This window comes from Limosilactobacillus ingluviei DSM 15946, assembly GCF_001435775.1.
Taxonomy (GTDB): Bacteria; Bacillota; Bacilli; order Lactobacillales; family Lactobacillaceae; genus Limosilactobacillus; species Limosilactobacillus ingluviei.
Genome location: NZ_AZFK01000025.1, coordinates 1 through 16803, shown reverse-complemented (window position 1 = coordinate 16803; position 16803 = coordinate 1). Strand labels below are relative to the sequence as shown.

Annotated in this window: 17 protein-coding genes; 6 read left to right on the top strand and 11 right to left on the bottom strand. The window is 52.8% G+C overall.

Annotated elements, in window-relative coordinates:
- Nucleotides 1-65: 65 nt before the first annotated feature.
- Nucleotides 66-998 (bottom strand): metal ABC transporter solute-binding protein, Zn/Mn family, encoded by a 933-nt coding sequence (locus FC43_RS04005; protein WP_056954325.1) that lies wholly within the window; start codon nt 996-998, stop codon nt 66-68.
- Nucleotides 999-1377: 379 nt separating this feature from the next.
- Between FC43_RS04005 and FC43_RS04000 the strand changes: the two genes are divergently transcribed.
- From FC43_RS04000 to FC43_RS03990, 3 genes are all read left to right on the top strand, one after another.
- Nucleotides 1378-3354 carry an elongation factor G gene (locus FC43_RS04000; protein WP_056954327.1) on the top strand — a complete coding sequence of 659 codons (1977 nt, stop codon included), beginning with the start codon at nt 1378-1380 and terminating at the stop codon, nt 3352-3354.
- 361 nt (nt 3355-3715) lie between these two features.
- Complete coding sequence (locus FC43_RS03995; RefSeq protein WP_056954322.1) at nt 3716-4834, top strand: 5-methyltetrahydropteroyltriglutamate--homocysteine S-methyltransferase; 1119 nt, start codon at nt 3716-3718, stop codon at nt 4832-4834.
- 95 nt (nt 4835-4929) lie between these two features.
- The gene (locus FC43_RS03990; RefSeq protein ID WP_019205170.1) at nt 4930-5406 is read left to right on the top strand and encodes an S-ribosylhomocysteine lyase; all 477 of its coding nucleotides are present in this window, start codon (nt 4930-4932) and stop codon (nt 5404-5406) included.
- A 55-nt stretch (nt 5407-5461) separates the two neighbouring features.
- Here FC43_RS03990 and FC43_RS03985 read toward each other — a convergent pair whose 3' ends face one another.
- Nucleotides 5462-6526 carry a PTS sugar transporter subunit IIC gene (locus FC43_RS03985; protein WP_056954320.1) on the bottom strand — a complete coding sequence of 355 codons (1065 nt, stop codon included), beginning with the start codon at nt 6524-6526 and terminating at the stop codon, nt 5462-5464.
- 322 nt (nt 6527-6848) lie between these two features.
- Here FC43_RS03985 and FC43_RS03980 point away from each other — a divergent pair, with 322 nt between their 5' ends.
- Entirely contained in the window at nt 6849-8000 is a 1152-nt protein-coding gene (locus tag FC43_RS03980) for a pyridoxal phosphate-dependent aminotransferase (protein WP_056954318.1), read from the top strand.
- A gap of 10 nt (nt 8001-8010) precedes the next feature.
- The gene (locus FC43_RS03975) at nt 8011-9000 is read left to right on the top strand and encodes a D-2-hydroxyacid dehydrogenase (RefSeq protein ID WP_056954316.1); all 990 of its coding nucleotides are present in this window, start codon (nt 8011-8013) and stop codon (nt 8998-9000) included.
- A gap of 82 nt (nt 9001-9082) precedes the next feature.
- Here FC43_RS03975 and FC43_RS03970 read toward each other — a convergent pair whose 3' ends face one another.
- The 4 genes from FC43_RS03970 to FC43_RS03955 form a co-directional block, all read right to left on the bottom strand.
- Nucleotides 9083-9481, bottom strand: coding sequence for a hypothetical protein (locus tag FC43_RS03970; protein WP_056954314.1), 399 nt, complete (start codon nt 9479-9481; stop codon nt 9083-9085).
- Nucleotides 9478-9903, bottom strand: coding sequence for a hypothetical protein (locus FC43_RS03965; RefSeq protein ID WP_056954313.1), 426 nt, complete (start codon nt 9901-9903; stop codon nt 9478-9480). Before FC43_RS03965 ends, FC43_RS03970 begins: the two co-directional genes overlap by 4 nt.
- Nucleotides 9896-10378, bottom strand: coding sequence for a hypothetical protein (locus FC43_RS03960; protein WP_056954311.1), 483 nt, complete (start codon nt 10376-10378; stop codon nt 9896-9898). The genes FC43_RS03965 and FC43_RS03960 overlap by 8 nt, the downstream gene beginning before the upstream one ends.
- A 244-nt stretch (nt 10379-10622) precedes the next feature.
- Nucleotides 10623-11174 (bottom strand): cysteine hydrolase family protein, encoded by a 552-nt coding sequence (locus FC43_RS03955; RefSeq protein WP_056954309.1) that lies wholly within the window; start codon nt 11172-11174, stop codon nt 10623-10625.
- A 163-nt stretch (nt 11175-11337) separates the two neighbouring features.
- Here FC43_RS03955 and pnuC point away from each other — a divergent pair, with 163 nt between their 5' ends.
- Entirely contained in the window at nt 11338-12060 is a 723-nt protein-coding gene (pnuC, locus tag FC43_RS03950) for a nicotinamide riboside transporter PnuC (protein WP_056954307.1), read from the top strand.
- A gap of 458 nt (nt 12061-12518) precedes the next feature.
- Here the strand turns inward: pnuC and FC43_RS03945 are convergent, their stop codons facing one another.
- The 5 genes from FC43_RS03945 to FC43_RS03925 form a co-directional block, all read right to left on the bottom strand.
- Entirely contained in the window at nt 12519-13280 is a 762-nt protein-coding gene (locus FC43_RS03945) for an ABC transporter ATP-binding protein (RefSeq protein ID WP_019205180.1), read from the bottom strand.
- Complete coding sequence (locus FC43_RS03940; protein ID WP_019205181.1) at nt 13273-14175, bottom strand: ABC transporter permease; 903 nt, start codon at nt 14173-14175, stop codon at nt 13273-13275. Before FC43_RS03940 ends, FC43_RS03945 begins: the two co-directional genes overlap by 8 nt.
- Nucleotides 14175-15173, bottom strand: coding sequence for a tryptophan ABC transporter substrate-binding protein (gene trpX, locus FC43_RS03935; protein ID WP_056954305.1), 999 nt, complete (start codon nt 15171-15173; stop codon nt 14175-14177). The genes FC43_RS03940 and trpX overlap by 1 nt, the downstream gene beginning before the upstream one ends.
- 385 nt (nt 15174-15558) lie before the next feature.
- Complete coding sequence (locus FC43_RS03930) at nt 15559-15987, bottom strand: hypothetical protein (RefSeq protein WP_162258984.1); 429 nt, start codon at nt 15985-15987, stop codon at nt 15559-15561.
- Nucleotides 15963-16487 (bottom strand): Rpn family recombination-promoting nuclease/putative transposase, encoded by a 525-nt coding sequence (locus FC43_RS03925; RefSeq protein ID WP_056954301.1) that lies wholly within the window; start codon nt 16485-16487, stop codon nt 15963-15965. The genes FC43_RS03930 and FC43_RS03925 overlap by 25 nt, the downstream gene beginning before the upstream one ends.
- Nucleotides 16488-16803: the final 316 nt, after the last annotated feature.

The following is a 16803-nucleotide window of genomic DNA, read 5'->3' as shown; positions in this document are numbered from 1 at the left end:
CCCCAAAGGCAACACTTTCATTTTTAAAAGTGTCAACCTCTAAGGGTATTGTACGACTCGCGACCTTACTTAATTTGCCGAGCTTGAATTTTTTGAAGGGCTTTGTATTGGTCGGTCATCCATTGTAAATAAGTCTTACCATCTGGCTTAGTTTCGGTAACCTTTAGAACCGGTATATTGGATTGCTTAGCGGTTTTTAAGAGGTTCTTGACCGTGGAATTAGTTTCTTGACTATTATTAACAAAGAATGCAATTTTGTGCTTTTTCATGTCGTTTTGTATTTGCTGAATGTCTTTTGGGGATGGGTCAGTACTGTCTTCAACGGCTTTAGCGAAGTGAGGGTTGTTGACTTGATAGCCAAGGTTAGCTAAAGCATAGTTGAAAACTGGTTCGCTAACATCAACCTTATTGTTAGCAGGATCTACTTTTTGCTTTGTATCATCAATTACTTGGTTTAGCTTAGCTAGCTTTGCTTTGTACTTAGCAGCGTTAGCCTGATAGTCCGCTTTATGGGTTGGGTCTAATTTCGCATAACTATTAGCCAAGGTGTCAGCTAACTTACTCATTGTTTTAGGTTGATACCAAATATGTTCGTTGGCGCCATCGGCTTTCCCGATCACATCGGCAACGTTTACGAGGGCTTTCGTGTTATTGGTAGACTTAGCCAATTTCTTCATCCAACCATCATAACCGAGCCCATTTTGAATCACCACGTTGGCTTTAGCAACTTGTTTTGCCTGCTTCGTAGTTGGTTTGTATTCGTGAGGTTCTACGGCTGCACTATTGATTACTGAGGTTACTTGGCCATGTGTGCCGGCGACGGCCTTAGCTGTTTCGCCGTAGAAGTTAAGACTGCTGACCACGCGGATGGGTTTTGTAGATGCCGCTTGAGCTGGTTTAGTAGTCTGCCCAATTTGATCGATGCTGAAACCTAAACTACTAATCAAAAGACCGAGGCCAAGAGTTACTAAAATGAGAAATTTTCGTTTACGTACCATGTGTCAATATTCTTCCTCCATTGTTTATTTTTAAATAGTAATGATTACTATTTAAACAGGAACATAATAACTGAAATCAGCTGGGTTGGCAAGTTAACCTCAATAGTTTCTACCTTCGTAAAACGTTTACATAAATAATTGATTATTAATTAAATAAATCAGTTCACTAAGGAGAATTTGGACTCTAATTATAAAAAATAAATTTTGTTACAAAAAATTGTTTTTAGAAGGACTTCCTTTAAGACACTAATTAATAGTGAATCTGGACGCCAAAGTAGAATTGTTCAATGAATGAGAGCAATGAACTGGGGGTTGCTTTTTTGCGCCGCCAAAAATGTGGTAAGCTAAGCATATGATTTTTTTCAAGGAAGTGACGGCAATGACCAAGCAGGCAACGATCGGCTTGATGGCCCACGTTGACGCCGGCAAGACGACCTTGGCGGAGGGAATGTTATACCAAGCCGGGACGATTCGCCAAGCCGGCCGGGTCGATCTGGGGAATACCTTTTTAGACCCGGAGGCGTTAGAAAAGCAACGGGGGATCACGATCTTTGATCACCAGGCGGAACTGGTGGTGGACGACTGGCAGTTTACCCTCTTGGACACCCCGGGCCACGTTGATTTTGCGCCGGCGGTGGAGCGGGTCTTGGCGATCTTAGACCTAGCCGTGTTGGTGGTGTCGGCCAGCGATGGAATCCAGAGTCATACCCGGACTCTGTGGGAATTATTAGCGGCCCATCAGGTGCCAACTTGTGTGTTCATTAATAAAATTGATCAGGCGGGGGCGCAGCCGGCCCAAGTCTTGGCGGATTTACAAGCTGAATTTGGGGCCGCGGTGATTCCCTTTAATCAAGCCACGGCCCTTGCAAAGCAACCAGCGGCAACGGCGGAGGCAATTGCCATGCAAGGTGATGAAGCCGTCCTTGACGAATACCTCACGACCGGAACGGTCCCGGCGACGGTGGTAACCAAGTTAGTCGCCGCGCGGCAAGTGGTCCCGGTCTACTTTGGCGCCGCTTTGCACCAAACCGGGGTTCAAGAATTGCTGCAGGGGTTAACGACGTGGACGCCCGCCTTTGTCCCTGCCCCGACCATGGCCGCCCGGGTCTTTAAGATTTCACATGCGGCGGATGGCACGCGGTTGACCTGGCTGAAGGTCTTGGGCGATGAACTGGTCGCCAAGCAAATCCTCGCCGGTGAAAAAGCGGACCAATTACGTCGCTACAACGGCGCCCAATTTCAAATTGTTCCCCGGGCACTGGCCGGGGAAGTGGTGGCCGTGGCGGGGCCCCAGCAGACCTACCCCGGGCAGGGGCTCGGGGCGAGCGCAGATGCGGCGCCGGCCAGCTTACGCCCGGTGCTTAACTACGCGGTGCAAATGGCAGCGGCAGACTTTGCGGCCGTCCGGGCAGCCCTGACGGAATTAGCCGATGAAGAACCGCTGCTGCATTTGCTGGTTAACCAGGAGTTAGGTACCTTAACCCTGCAATTGATGGGGGAAGTGCAAGTTGAAGTGCTGACCGCGCTGCTCAAAGCGCGCTTTGGCCTAACGGTGACCCTGGTCCCGGCCGGGATCGTCTACCGCGAGACCATTACGGCCCCCGTGGAAGGGGTCGGCCACTACGAACCCCTGCGCCACTACGCCGAAGCCCACCTATTACTAGAACCCGGGGCGCCGGGCAGTGGCGTGCAGGTGGCAACGGCAACGCGCGAAGAAGTCCTGGCCCACAATTTACAAAGCCAGGTCCTGGCGGCCTTACGGGCCAAAGAACATCGTGGCGTGTTGATTGGTGCGCCGTTGACCGACGTCAAAATCACTTTGGTCGGGGGGCGTGGGCACCTGAAGCACACCAGCGGCGGTGATTTTCGCCAGGCGACTTGGCGGGCGGTCCGGCAAGGCTTGATGATCCTGCGGGCGCAAGGGAAAGTGGCCTTGCTGGAGCCGTGGTATGACTTTACGCTACGATTGCCCGCGGCGCAGGTCGGCCGGGCCTTAACGGATGTCCAACGCTTTGGGGGCAGCTTGCAATTGCCCGCCCAACTGCCGACGGGCGATGAGCTGGTCCAGTTAACCGGCCGGGCCCCGGTCGCGGCCTTACGGGATTATCCCACCACGGTGCGCGGCTACACCCACGGGCGCGGTCAATTAGCAGTCCGCTTTGGTGGTTTTCACCCGGCTCAGGATCCGGCGGCGATCGAAGCTGCGGCCAATTATGATCCGGTCGCGGACCTGGAAAATCCGCCTGGTTCTGTCTTTTGTGCCCACGGGGCCGGGTATCCGGTGGCGTGGGATCAGGTGCCCCAAGCGATGCACTGTCCCTACTTTATTCCGGCGGTGATGGCTGCGCAAAATTAATTGGTCCGGCGGGGTTGACTTTCTCAACCGGCGGTTATAAGATAATGACAATTAAATTAGAAAACGCTGAGAACAGATGAGTAAGCAAGGGCGCTTTGCCCAGAGAGCCGGGGGTGGTGCAAGCCGGCCAAAGTTGCCTTGCCGAAGATGGTCTGGGAGCGTTTCAGTGGTGATAATCAGCCACTGACGGGGTGCCGTCCGATAGCCACGGCGAAGTATCAGATGGTACTTACTGAGGAGCTGGTTGGAAGGCCAGCTTGAATTTGGGTGGTAACCCGTTGATTTCAAAAGGAAGTTGACGTCCCTAGTCAGACACGAAGGTGCTGGCTAGGGATTTTTTTGGTTTAAGGGGGAAATAAAGATGAGTGCAAAATTACGGTATGACATTGTCGGTTCCTTTTTACGGCCAGCGGCCCTGAAGGAGGCGCGGGCCCAATTTGCGGCCGGGCAAATTGACCAAGCAGCCCTAACCCAAGTCGAAGATGAACAGATTAAGCAACTGGTGCAAAAAGAAGCCGCGGCCGGTTTAAAGGTGGTAACCGACGGTGAGTTCCGGCGCAGCTACTGGCACCTGGATACCTTCTGGGGCTTTGGTGGCGTCGAGCATATTGTGCGCGAGCACGGCTATTTCTTCCATGATGAAGAGACCCGGGCCGACTCAGCCCGGGTGGCGGGCAAGATTACCTTTACCGGGACGCACCCGGATTTAGCGGCCTTCAAGTTTTTAAAGCAGATTACGGCCGGAACGGATTTGACTCCGCGGCAATCAATTCCGGCCCCGGCCCAACTATACGCGGAACTGGTGCGGGGGCCGGAAAACGTGGCCGCTTTACGTAAAGTCTACCCTACGGATGAAGCCTTATTTACTGACATTGCCAACGCCTACCGGGACTTAATCTTGGCCTTGTATGCGGCGGGATGTCGCAATCTCAAACTCGATGATTGTACCTGGGGGATGATCGTCGATGACCGGTACTGGCAAGCCCGCGATGAAACGTCCTTTGACCGGGAGCAACTCCAAGAAATCTACTTGCGTTTGAACAATGGGGCCTTGCGGGACCTGCCGGCCGACCTGCGGGTTTCGACCCACGTCTGCCGGGGGAACTACCACTCGACGTGGGCGGCCCAAGGGGGCTACGCGCCGGTCGCCGCGACCCTCTTTGCCAAGGAAAAGGTGGCTGCGTTTTACCTTGAATTTGATGACGACCGGTCCGGGGACTTCGCGCCGTTGGCTCAAGTGCCAGCCGGCAAGCAGGTGGTCTTGGGGCTGGTAACGTCTAAGCAAGCCGCCCTCGAAGATCCGGCCCAACTTAAGGCCCGCATCGCCGAAGCGAGTCAGTATGTCGCTTCAGCCGACCTTGCCTTAAGTACCCAGTGTGGTTTTGCCTCGACGGAAGAGGGTAATCAACTCACTGAGGACCAGCAATGGGCCAAGATCAAGCTGGTTCGGGATGTGGCCCAGGCAGTTTGGGGCGAATAGCTTTTAAAAAGTAAGAAAAATGTTGACGCCACTTCGAATTTGATCAAGAATAAGGAACAAGGGGCGCGCCCCGAAGTTTAAAGGAGGAATTTGCGATGGCAGAAGTAGAAAGTTTTACCCTTGATCATACCAAGGTCAAGGCTCCGTACGTACGGTTGATTACGGTTGAAACGGGGCCTAAGGGGGATGAAATCAGCAATTACGATTTACGCTTGGTTCAACCAAATGAAAATGCGATTCCTACGGCTGGATTGCACACGATTGAACACTTGTTGGCCGGTCTCTTGCGGGATCGGTTGACTGGGGTGATTGATTGCTCGCCGTTTGGTTGCCGGACCGGGTTCCACCTGATTACTTGGGGCCGTCATTCGACCACGGAAGTCGCTCAGGCCTTGAAGTCCTCCCTGGAAGAAATTGCTTACCACACGGAATGGGAAGATGTCCAAGGGACGACGATTGAAAGCTGCGGTAATTACCGTGACCACTCCCTCTTCTCGGCCAAGGAATGGGCCAAGAAGATTCTGGCGGAAGGGATTTCAGACCAACCCTTTGAACGCCACGTGGTTGATTAACCTGGCTTAAAACACGAAAAAAAGCTGGATCCGGCGGAGGATCCAGCTTTTTTTACTAGGCGTTGAGGTCGACATACCAATGGTTTTCGTCGACAATGTGTAAGACATTTTTGCAGAAATGGTAGGAAAGCAGGGCGACCACCGTGGGTAAGACCAAGTACATCAACCCGACCGTCAGTAAGTTGGCGCCCACGCTACCGTGGAGGTGGGTGTAGGCGTTGATCGGGGCGACTGGGAAGCCGAAACCGGCATAGGCGGCGCCGTTTTCCATTCGGGCAAACGGCAAGGAATCAACCAACCCGGCTAAGGCGCCGGAAAGGGCGATGGGAATCAACATTTGGGGGTGACGCAAGAAGTTGGCCAGCATCATCTTCACCGACCCAAAGGCCATCGCCACCACCAGCCCCTTGCCGTTGACCTTGGAAACAGCGTAGGCGACGGTGAAGAAACAAGCCGTGATCCCGACCGAAGCGGCCCCACCGGCGATTCCAGCGATGGAAAAGGCATAGGCCAGCCCGACCGTTGACAACGGAGTGGCGATGATAACGGCAAAGGCGAGGCCCAAGATCGTGCACATCAACAGCGGTTCCAGTTTAGTGACCTGGTTTAAGAAGGTACCGACGGTGGTTGAGATCAGGTGCACGTAAGGGTAGGTCCAAGTCCCGATCCCACCGACCACGCAGGCACCGATGATTGGGTCCCAAATGATCGACCAGCTGCCGACGTATTGGCGGACGGCAAAAATTACAACGATTGCCAAGGCGGTCACTAAGATCGTATTGATCAAATCGCCCATCCCAATTAAGGTATAGGTTTGGTCCTTGGCTGAGTAAGCCACGGCGCCCGAGCCAATTAAGGTCGCTAAGGCGACGCTAGTCTTTTCAATCATGTTGAAGCCAAACTGACCGGCGGCTAAGGCCCCACACAGGACTGGAACGGCGTACATCGCCAGGTTAGTGATCATATTTAAGCTGGCCCAGAAGGCACCGTGATCGGCGAGGGCCTGAAAGACAGGCCCAATGATCGCGCTGGGCGTGACGGAAACAACGATCGCCATCGCCACGGCCGACATGACCTTATTCCAAAAGGCGCCGGGGGAATATTGCTTTAATTCTGTCATAAAAAGTTACTCCTTAAAATGAGAAATGATTAATGTAGGGGTGAAGCGACCGCTGGTTAGCTACCACACTTAGATGGTATAAAAATAACTTTTTGTCGCGGCTGCGTTCCCTGATTGTTTTTGAACATGACGATTCTACCGGACTTTACAAGAAAAGGCAAGCGGTGGGGATGAAATAATGATTATTCAGCATTTAGTGCATAAAACTTGCATTTTACTTGTCGAATCGCCTAACTTAGTGTATGATTAATAATTATAAAAACATTAGAAAGTGAATAGTGGCTGGGGTGGCCAGTCGCTGTACAAAGAGGAGATGTTCTGTATGGATCGTACATTTTTAAACCCCGCTTACCAAGCCCCAGCGCCAAATTTGTTGGCGGAAGTCTGTGAAAAAGCGGCCACGATGGAAAACGTGATTGATTTATCAATTGGGGATCCGGACCTGCCGACCCCGGCAGCGATTACCGAAGCGGCTTTTAAAGCCGTGGCGGCGGGGGATACCCACTACACGGCGGTGATGGGAAAGCCGGCATTACGCCAGGCCATCGCTGATTTTTACACCACCCGCTTTGCGCGGCCGACGACGGCGGACCAGGTGATGGTCACGGTCGGCACCGAACACGCTCTTTTCTTGGCCTTGCAAGCGGTCATTGCGCCGGGGGATGAAGCGATTATTTTGGAACCGTGCTTCTCCCCGTATTTTGATCAAGTTAAGTTAGCCGGTGGGGTGGCCGTTGACGTGCCTGCCGATCCGGCGCGTGGTTTTGCCTTTGATCTGGCGGCGGTGGAAGCCGCAATTACGGCCAAGACCAAGGTCTTAATCGTCAACTCGCCGAATAACCCGACCGGGTACGCCATGACGGCGGAAGAGGCCGAGGGACTGGCTAAGTTGGCTCAGGAGCACGACTTCTTGATCTTTAGTGACGAAATCTACGCCGACTACCTCGAACCCGGGGTGGAATTTGCGACGCCGGCTACTTATGCGCCTACGCACACGGTGGTCTTCAGTGGCTTTTCCAAGAACATGGCGATGACCGGCTGGCGGATCGGCTATTTAACGGGGCCAAAATGGCTCGTGGACGCGGCCGGCTACGTTAACGACGCGGTGACCTTCTCGGCGCCAACCCCGTCCCAAGACGCCGCCTTGTATGCGTTAGCGCATTATGATGAAATGAAGGCGCCGGTGGTGAGTGAGTTCCAGGCCCGCTTGACCTACTTAAACCAAGCCCTGGCGGAAGTGCCGTGGTTAAAGGTCACGCCGGCCAAGGGAAGCATTTACCTCTTCCCAGACATCACGGCTACGGGGCTGGATTCGGTAGCCTTTGCCGACAAGCTCTTAGAAGAAGCCGGGATCCTGGTTGTTCCCGGGGTGGCCTTTGGTCCGGCCGGGGAAGGCTTTGTGCGGATTGCGGCCACTCAAAAGCAGGCAGTCTTAGAAGAAGCCGTGGCGCGGATGAAACAATTACAGTGGTAGGAGGCAGCTTATGAAAAAGATTATTATGTATGCGGTCTTGGATGAAGAACAGCCCTTTATTGACGCTTGGGCTCGGGAACACGACGTTGAGATTAAGTCGGTGGCTGAGCGACTGACCCCGGAAACTGTGGGCTTAGCCAAGGGCTTCGACGGGATCAACGTTCAGCAGACGATTCCGCTGGATCCCTCGATTTATCCAACCTTAAAGTCCTTTGGCATCAAGCAGATTACCGCGCGGATGGTTGGCTTTGACTTTATTAACTTGAAGTTGGCCCGGGAAAATGGCCTGACGGTCACCAACGTACCGGCTTACTCGCCGCGGGCAATCGCGGAAATGGGGTTGACCCAAGCGTTGCGCCTGGTCCGCAAGTTGGGCTATTATGATGCGCGGATGGACCAGCTGGACTTCCGCTGGAGTGGGCTGGAAAGTACCGAAATCTATAATTTGACGGTCGGCGTGATCGGCGCCGGCCACATTGGTGGGGCCACTGCCCAGCTGTATGCGGCCTTGGGGGCAAAGGTCCTGGCGGTTGATCCGGTCCACCACGCGGAATTAGAACCATACTTGACTTACACGGATTTGACCACGGTCCTCAAAGAATCCGACATCGTGACCCTCCACACCCCGCTCAACGCTGAAACGGCCAACATGATTGGCGCGGCCGCCTTAAAGCAGATGAAAAAGACGGCCTACCTGATCAATATGGCCCGCGGGGGCTTGGTGGTAACCGCTGATTTGATCGCTGCCTTACAAAACCACGAAATTGCCGGGGCTGCTCTGGATACCTTGGCCAAGGAGGGGCAATTCTTTGAAAAACAGGCCCAACCCGAAGAGATTCCAGCCGACTACAAGACTTTACGAGCGATGCCGAACGTCTTGATTTCGCCCCACAGTGCCTTTTACACTGATACGGCGATGCGCAATATTGTGACGATGGGGTTGGATGATGTCTTATTGATTTTAAATGGTAAGCGGCCAAACTACCCGGTCGTGGAATAACTAACGCATCGAATGAATAAAGCGCGTGCGCTCAGTCAAGGGACTGGCGGACGCGCTTTATTAGTACGGTAAGGATTAAAGTTTAAGAATTTGGTGGATGATTAAGGTCAATAGGGGGATGATTAATCCCGCACCTCCACCACGTAACGCGAATTAAGGCATCGATTTTGGCGCCTAAGACGTCAAAGCGATCGTCGATTTTTTGATCCAAGGTCGCAAAGCGGTTGTCGATTTTTTGATCTAGAAGATCGGACCGGTTCTCAATCTTTTGATCAAGCTTATCAATTTTTTGGTCGGTCACATCAAACCGGGCTTCAACCTTGGTGAAGTTTTGATTGACCTTGTGCATGGCAGTATTAAATTCTTCGCGGGTTACGTACTGGCCATCCATACCATCACCCCCATCAGTAGTTTTTAGTTGGGCCGTGAAGAACCGTTTTTCCCAGTTTGGGTCGTGGTTGTTTAACGTTGCTGCTTTCATTTTAGCACCTCAAGCGGAATGACGGTATTTAAAAAGACACCTTTCCAAAACAAATCGTTCAGCTGGGGGTCGGCGGGACCAACGGGGGCATAAGAAAGTAGCAGATGTAAGCGCGAATGCGCCGCCAAGTCAGTGCCAACGACTTGGCAACTCAACTTCACGATGACCAAGCCGGGCTCTAGATCGGGTGGTACACTGACGGTCGGCTGGGCTAAGGTTGGGAAAGGGGCCGCCAGACTGGTCGTCACCAGACCGTAAACGCCCGCGGCGGGAGCGCTTAATGGGGCTGGTAAGTACAGGGCCAGCCGGACCGTGAAGTTGATTGGCGCGGAATTATTGTGGAAGGTAAGGTAATCAATGGGCTGGTCCGCTGCATCCAACAGGGATAAAGCAATGACCTCAAACGGTAACGCTTTACGCATCATTTTCACCCGCTTGCTCTTGTTCAATCCGTTCCGCGATTGCCTCGCGTAGCAAGCGTGGGGCTTGGTACTTACCGGAATCATTCGGTTGGTGTTCAGCGACGTACCACTGGTAGTGGCCAGTTTGGTCAAGCTTCATCACGTAGACGTAGTCGATCAACCAAAACGCTCCGGTAGCAGTCAGCTTATGGTACAGCTCGTCGTAGGAAGAATAGCGGGTGTCATGCCAAGGTTCACCGTAATCACGATGATAGGCGATGACGTGTTCGTAGATCGGCAGCCGGGGACCGGCCTTAACTTCCATCCCTAAGGCTAAGAGGTCGCCAAGGGCCAGAAGTTGGTCGACCTTGGCGGGATCGTGATAGGCAAGGTTCAGGATTGCGCCCACGCAGTCCAAACCGCCGTCGCAATGACAATAAACGCCGCGGACTTCACCACTGGCTAACACTTTAAAAATCACGGCACGGGTACTCATTTGTTTTTCTCCTTGGTGGTTTTTACGAATTTATTTTCTCTTTAGTTCGATATTAACAAATTATTTTCGGTGAAGCTACCCTTGGAGGTGATATTTTGAATTTAATTGAAGCAAGCGTTCGCTTTAGTTGTTGTGGATAAGTGGTGATTGAGACCTAAAAAATTAAAGATCGAAAATAAAAGCGCTCCCGGTGACGGGGAGCGCTGATGATCTTTGATGGCTTCAGGGTTATTGCCGGATTAAGCTAGGCCAGCACCTTTGCCCCTAGGCTGTGGGCAAAGTGGTCCAGTGCCCATTCCTGGCCGTGTTCGGTAAAGGTAGTGACCCCGGCGGCTGGGATCGTGAGCTGGTAGTTTAAGTTGTAGGCGGCCATTGCAGTGTGCAGAACACAAATGTCGGTGCAGACCCCGACCAACCACAGTTCGTTGATCTGGCGTTCGCGCAGGTAGTTGTCCAGATTGGTGTTTTGAAAGGCCGAGTAGCGGTTTTTGTTGAACTGGTAGACGCGTTCGTCCGCTTGGTGGGCATCGTACCAGTCCTTGACGGGACCGTATAAAGCTTGGCCCCAAGTCCCGACCAGATTGTGCGGTGGGAAAAGCTTGCTTTCTGGGTGGAAGTGGTCATTGGGATTGTGGGCGTCGGTCGGGAAAATGACGTAGTCGCCGGCTTGGTAGAATTCTTCGGCGAGGTGGGTGATGTAGGGGGCCAACGCCTGAGCCGGCCGGCCACAGGTTAAGGCCCCTTGGTCGGCAATAAAGTCGTTGGTGTAATCAATAATTAAGAGTGCTTTGGGCATTGTAATGACCTCTTTTCTGTTTAATTGGTCCTAATTATTGTCGCTGATGGGCGGTTTAGCAAGGTATAATTTCAAGTTATTCCAAAAATGTTGTTTATTTATATTTTGAAAGTGATAAAATGAGCGACAAGTTAAATTAGGACTTAGTTTGGAGGAAATAAAAATGCAAGAAACCCCGCACGGCTGGTGGTACAACCAGCTTTTTACCAATTGGAAGAAATTTGAAGTCACCTACATCAGTATTTTGTTGGCCTTGCAGGTCATCGTCTACCTGATCGCCCCGGACAGTTGGATCGGGATGGCCTCGGGGATCTTTGGGACCCTGTGTCTGGTCTACGGGATGAAGGGGCGCAAAATCTCCTTTATTTTTGGCTTTCTTCAGTGCTTGGCGATGACGTACGTTGCCTGGATCAGCCACGCCTACGGGTCCTTTGCGATGGACATTTTCTATGTAATTTCTCAGCCGATCGGGTGGTTCATGTGGGGCCATGATGAAGCTACCAAGCGTTTTTCTAAGCAAACCCGGAGCTTGATCTTTGCCGGGGCCTTTGTGGCTTGGGGGCTGGGCTGGTGGATCCTCGCCTTGGTTCACGGTCAATTGCCATACTTTGACTCGATTAACTTTGTGGTCAGCTTTATTGCCCAGATTCTCTACATCCTCAAGTTCCAGGAAAACTGGTCGCTGTGGATTGTGGTCAACTTAGCCAACATTATCTACTGGGGAATTTTAGCGGTGCAGATTGCGACCGGGGCGACGGCGATCGGAACCTTTGGGGCCGCCCTGTCGCAAGTTGCCCTGGAAGCAGCCTTGTTCTTTAATTCCTTGTATGCCACGAAGGTTTGGGCCAGTGGCGAAGCCGATCATGAAGGTGGCGCTGGTAAGTAATTAATTCAAAGAGCGGTCCCCGTTTAGGGTGGGGCCGTGAGTGTTTAGGGCCGGTCGCGCCGGCCAATACATAGTTTTCGTTAATCTTCACCATTGAAAAAGTCCGCAAGTTCCTTTGGGGTTCGAAGTTGTTTGACAGGGACTTGTTGAATGGCAGTTTGCAGTTCGAGATCTGCCATTTGATCCGGTGTTAAAGAGCAAGCGAAGTTGGTGTGGCCCAGAGTTTGGGCTTCTTTTCTAGGGGTTGAACTCATCTATTTTCACCTTACATCATTGACAAAGATATTATCCACGCAAATGATAAGCCAATCAAGTAAGCAAAAAGAGGTTAAGAAAAAAGTCCTAAAATTTCAAAAGCGCTAGCAATCACGTTGCTGAAAACGTTGATTGCTAGCGCTTTTTGTTGTTACTTTCTAAGGTCTAGCCAAAAAGCTAGCTCCTTGTCAGTCTCTACATTACTATTCAAAGTAACCGGCTAATTTTTCCGGGGTTAGGTTCGCTTTTTCGGCGCCGGTCAAGTCGGCCTTGATTTGGCCGTCCTTTAAGACCAAGAGGCGGTTGCCATACTTGATCGCGTCCTCCATGTGGTGGGTGATCATCAGGGCCGTCAAGTGATCTTCGGTGATCCGGGCGTTGGTGGCTTGCATCAAAGTGGCGCTGGTGTGGGGGTCTAAGGCGGCGGTGTGTTCATCCAATAAGAGGATGTCGGGCCGCTTGAGGGTCGCCATCAAAAAACTGAGCGCCTGGCGTTGGCCGCCGGACAGGGCCCCGGTGGCGGTGTTCAGCCGGTTTTCCAGGCCGTTGTTCATCGACGCGGCCAGTTGGGCAAATTCAGCCAAGCGCTGCTTGAGGCCCCGGAAGCGTAACCGCCGCCGTTGACCCCGCCGGGTAGCTAACAGGAGGTTTTCGGCAACCGTCATCCGCGGCGCCGTGCCTAATTTTGGATCTTGAAAGACCCGGCTTAAAAAGCTGGTCCGGGCGACTTCCCCTTGGTGGGTGATGTCATGGCCGTTGTGAAGGACTTGGCCAGCGTCGGCGATCAGATTGCCACCGATGACGTTAAAGAGGGTCGATTTACCGGCCCCGTTGGTCCCGACGATTGTGATGAAATCCCCCGGGTTGATTTTCAAGGAGAGCCCCTTTAAAATCGTGGTTTCACTGGCCGTCCCCTTATTGACGACGGTTGAGACGTTTTTCAGTTCCAGAATTGGTTCAGTCATGGGTAGCGACCCCCTTTAGGATTGGCTTTTTCAGGTTCAAAATCTTATCCAGCTGTGGCAGCATCATGCACAGGGCTAAGACGATCGAAGAAATCAGGTTTAAGTCGTTGGCCGAGAAGCCCAACTGCAAGACGGCGAGCAGGATCAAACGGTAGATGATACTCCCGAGGGTGACGGCGACCAAGCGTTGGCCCAGCGTCAATTCCCCGAAGGCAACTTCCCCGATAATGATTGAGGCCAAGGCGATCACGATCGTCCCGATCCCCATGTTGATGTCGGCATAGCCGTTGCTTTGGGCGACTAAGGCCCCGCACAGGCCGACCAAACCGTTGGACAGCATTAGCCCAAAGATGACCATCTTGTTGGTCGCGATCCCCATTGAGCGGGCCATGGCCGGGTTGTCCCCGGTGGCAATGAAGGCTTGGCCGTATTCGGTGTTTAAGAACAGCACGATCAAGCCGGTTACGATCGCGATCACGATCAGCCCTAAGACGACGCTGTCGAAGTACTGCGGCAGCTGCTTTAAAAAGGCGTTGGAAAAGAGGGTCGTTTGGCCCATCAAGGACAGGTTGGACTTGTTGCCCATGATCCGCAGGTTGACCGAGTAGGCGGCCGTCATCGTCAAAATCCCGGCGAGGAGGCTGGGAATCTTGCCCTTGGTGGTCAACAGACCGGTAATCAGCCCGGCCAGCGCCCCGGCCAGACAGGCGACCAGGGAAGCCAGCAGGGGGTTGACCCCGTGGGTGATCAGGGAAACTGCGGTGGCCGCCCCAAGTGGGAAGGTCCCTTCGACGGTCATATCAGTGACGTTTAAGATGCGGAAACTAAGGTAGAGCCCGAGGCCGAGTAAAGCCCAGAGCAGCCCCTGGCCGATGGATGATGTAATCAGTCCCATTATTTAAATACCTCCCCGTGGTTCGTGGCTTCTTGTTGGAAATCCTTTGGAATCGTCAGGCCAAGCTTTTGGGCCTGCTTGAGGTTTAAGACCGGTTCGCCGTGGCGGATGTATTCGATCGCCGTGGTAGCGGGTTTCTTGTCCCCGCGCAGGATCGCGGCCGCTACCTTGCCCCCTTCTTCGCCCATCTTAAATTGGTTGATCGAGTAGGTGGCGACCCCGCCTTGCTTGACCATCGTGTCAACGGCCGGGAAGACCGGCTTGTTGACGGCGTCAGCGTTTTTGACCAGGGTCTGCATCGCTCCGGCGATCGTATTGTCGGTCGGCACGATCACGGCGTCGACTTCGCTCAGCAGGGCTTGGGAAACCTGGTTGAGGTCGTTACTGTTGGCAATCGAAGCGACCTTGAGGTTCATCTTGAGTTGTTTGGCCGTCTTGATGAAGATCTTGGCTTCCGAGGCTGCCGATGGGTCTGAGGACGTGTAGATCAGGCCAAAGGTTTTGGCGTGGGGCATGAATTTCTTAACCAGCTGCAGTTGTTCTAAGACCGGGGCTTGTCCGGAGATCCCGGTGATGTTGCCGCCGGGGTGCTGATTGTTTTTGACCAACCCGGCCCCCTTTGGGTCGGTGACCGCCCCTAAGACAATTGGGGTCTTAGTCGTGGTGTTGGCCAGGGCCTGGCTGGCGGGGGTGGTGATCCCAAAGAGGATCGTGGCGTTGTCGTTGACTAACTTGTTGGCCATCGTCTTGAGGTTGGATTGGTCCCCGTTGGCATTTTGGTACTCGATGGTAATGTTTTTGCCATCGTGGTAGCCTTCCTTAGCTAACTGGTGGACGAAACCGTGGTAGATTTGGTCCAGGGCCGGGTGGTGCATTAAGGTCAGCACCCCGACCTTGGGCTTTTTATTGAGGCTGAAGGTCGATCCGCCGTTGTCGGTGAAAAAAGCAAAACCGAGAAAGGCGATCAGGATCGCGATCAGGGCAGACATTCGTTTCATGATGATTCCTCCCAGGTGAGTAATGTGGAACAAAGGGGTAAAAAGAAAGACCCCGCGTACACACCACGCGGGGCCTTGGAAAAGAAAAGCCCGCACGTGGGATCCGTACGGGCACTGATTTAATCAGCTAGCCGGTACAGATGCAATCTGAAAATCTTCAGGCTGCATCCGCACCGCGGTCAACCTGAATTACCGGCTTTGCCACCAAGATTTGAATTGTGAAGCAACGTAATTCATGATTCTAGCTCTCCTTTGTTTTTGTTGATTTTATCATACCGGCTGGTAGCGGGGCTGTCAAGGGAAAATTAAAAAGAAATGAGAAGGGGGCTGTTGCTTTGGTTAAAGCAACGAAGCAGGGCTGATCAGTATGCGTCGTCGCGTTTGGTCAGCCTTGCTTTACCGCCAATTGATCGTAATAGTTCTGTGCCGTTTGTTGGGACAGGTGAAACATCTGACTAAGGTTAGCGACCACTTCGGTTGGCGCCTGTCCCTGGCTTTTGAAAAAGGTTAGGGCCGCCTGAATGGCTTCGACGCGGCCTTCGTTTCGACCTTGCGCCAAGCCTTCCTCACGACCTTCTTGTCGACCTTGTGTCAAGCCTTCTTGTCGACCTTGCGTCAATCCTTGGTCGATCCCGATCTTTACTCCTTGCTCCAATCCCAGCTTGCGTTCGTCGTATAAGCGTGTTTCCAAGTTCATCAGTGCGCGCCTCCGTTTCTTGTCTTGATTGTAGCCGTCGATTTCTTTTACCAAGCTGACCGCCAGCGGGTTGGGGTTATCGCGCCGGCGGTTCATGACGTCCAGGACTGCTGCCAACTCTGGGGTGATTTGGCCCTGGTGCCCAAGGCATTGATCAGAATCACGTGCGAGTTGGTCGGCAAGCGCAACTGCCGGTCCGTATCCTCGTAGTAGTGGAACTGGTATAAGCGCCGGTCCTGCCCGCACGGATCAAAGGCGCAAAAGAAGATCACGTAGCTTTCCCGCAGGGCATCGTAGTGTTCGCTCTTCTTCAGCGTTTCTTGATCGATCTGCGATTGGTAATAACGGACTCGTTTGCCCAATCCCAGTTGATAGGCCACCTGCATTTCCACATCGTAAAACCGTTCCCGGTCGTCCTCGATGATCGCGTCAAAGCGGACCCCGCGTTCATCATCAAAGGCCAGGTAATCAACGGGGTGTTCATTCTCCCGCCGTTTGACCGCCGTAATTTTAAGCTCCGGTAAAATTACCCGCAGGATCGCGAGACAATTTTCCTCGCGTTCCATCACCCAGCGAAAGATCAAGTCGTTGGTGAAATCAAAGTACTGCTGTGTCATTTCATCGCTCCTATCCTTATTGTAGCATTCCTACCGCTTTTCAGCGAGCCGGGCGTGCCACTTTCCTCGGGAGCTGCCTCCCTAATTATATATACGCGAAAGGGCGCGATTTTTAACTTTTTTCACAAACTTTTTGGCCCGTTTGCTGAGAAACCAAGCCGTGTCAGTGAGACTGGAACAAGTAGCGAGCGGCTGTTCACAAATAGTGGTGGGGAGGGAGCGCAAAAAAATCAGCGCACGGCCGCCAAATGACACAGGGAATATCTATAAATTAATGTCATTAAGTTAAGGGTAAAAATACGGTTAGTAGGTCACT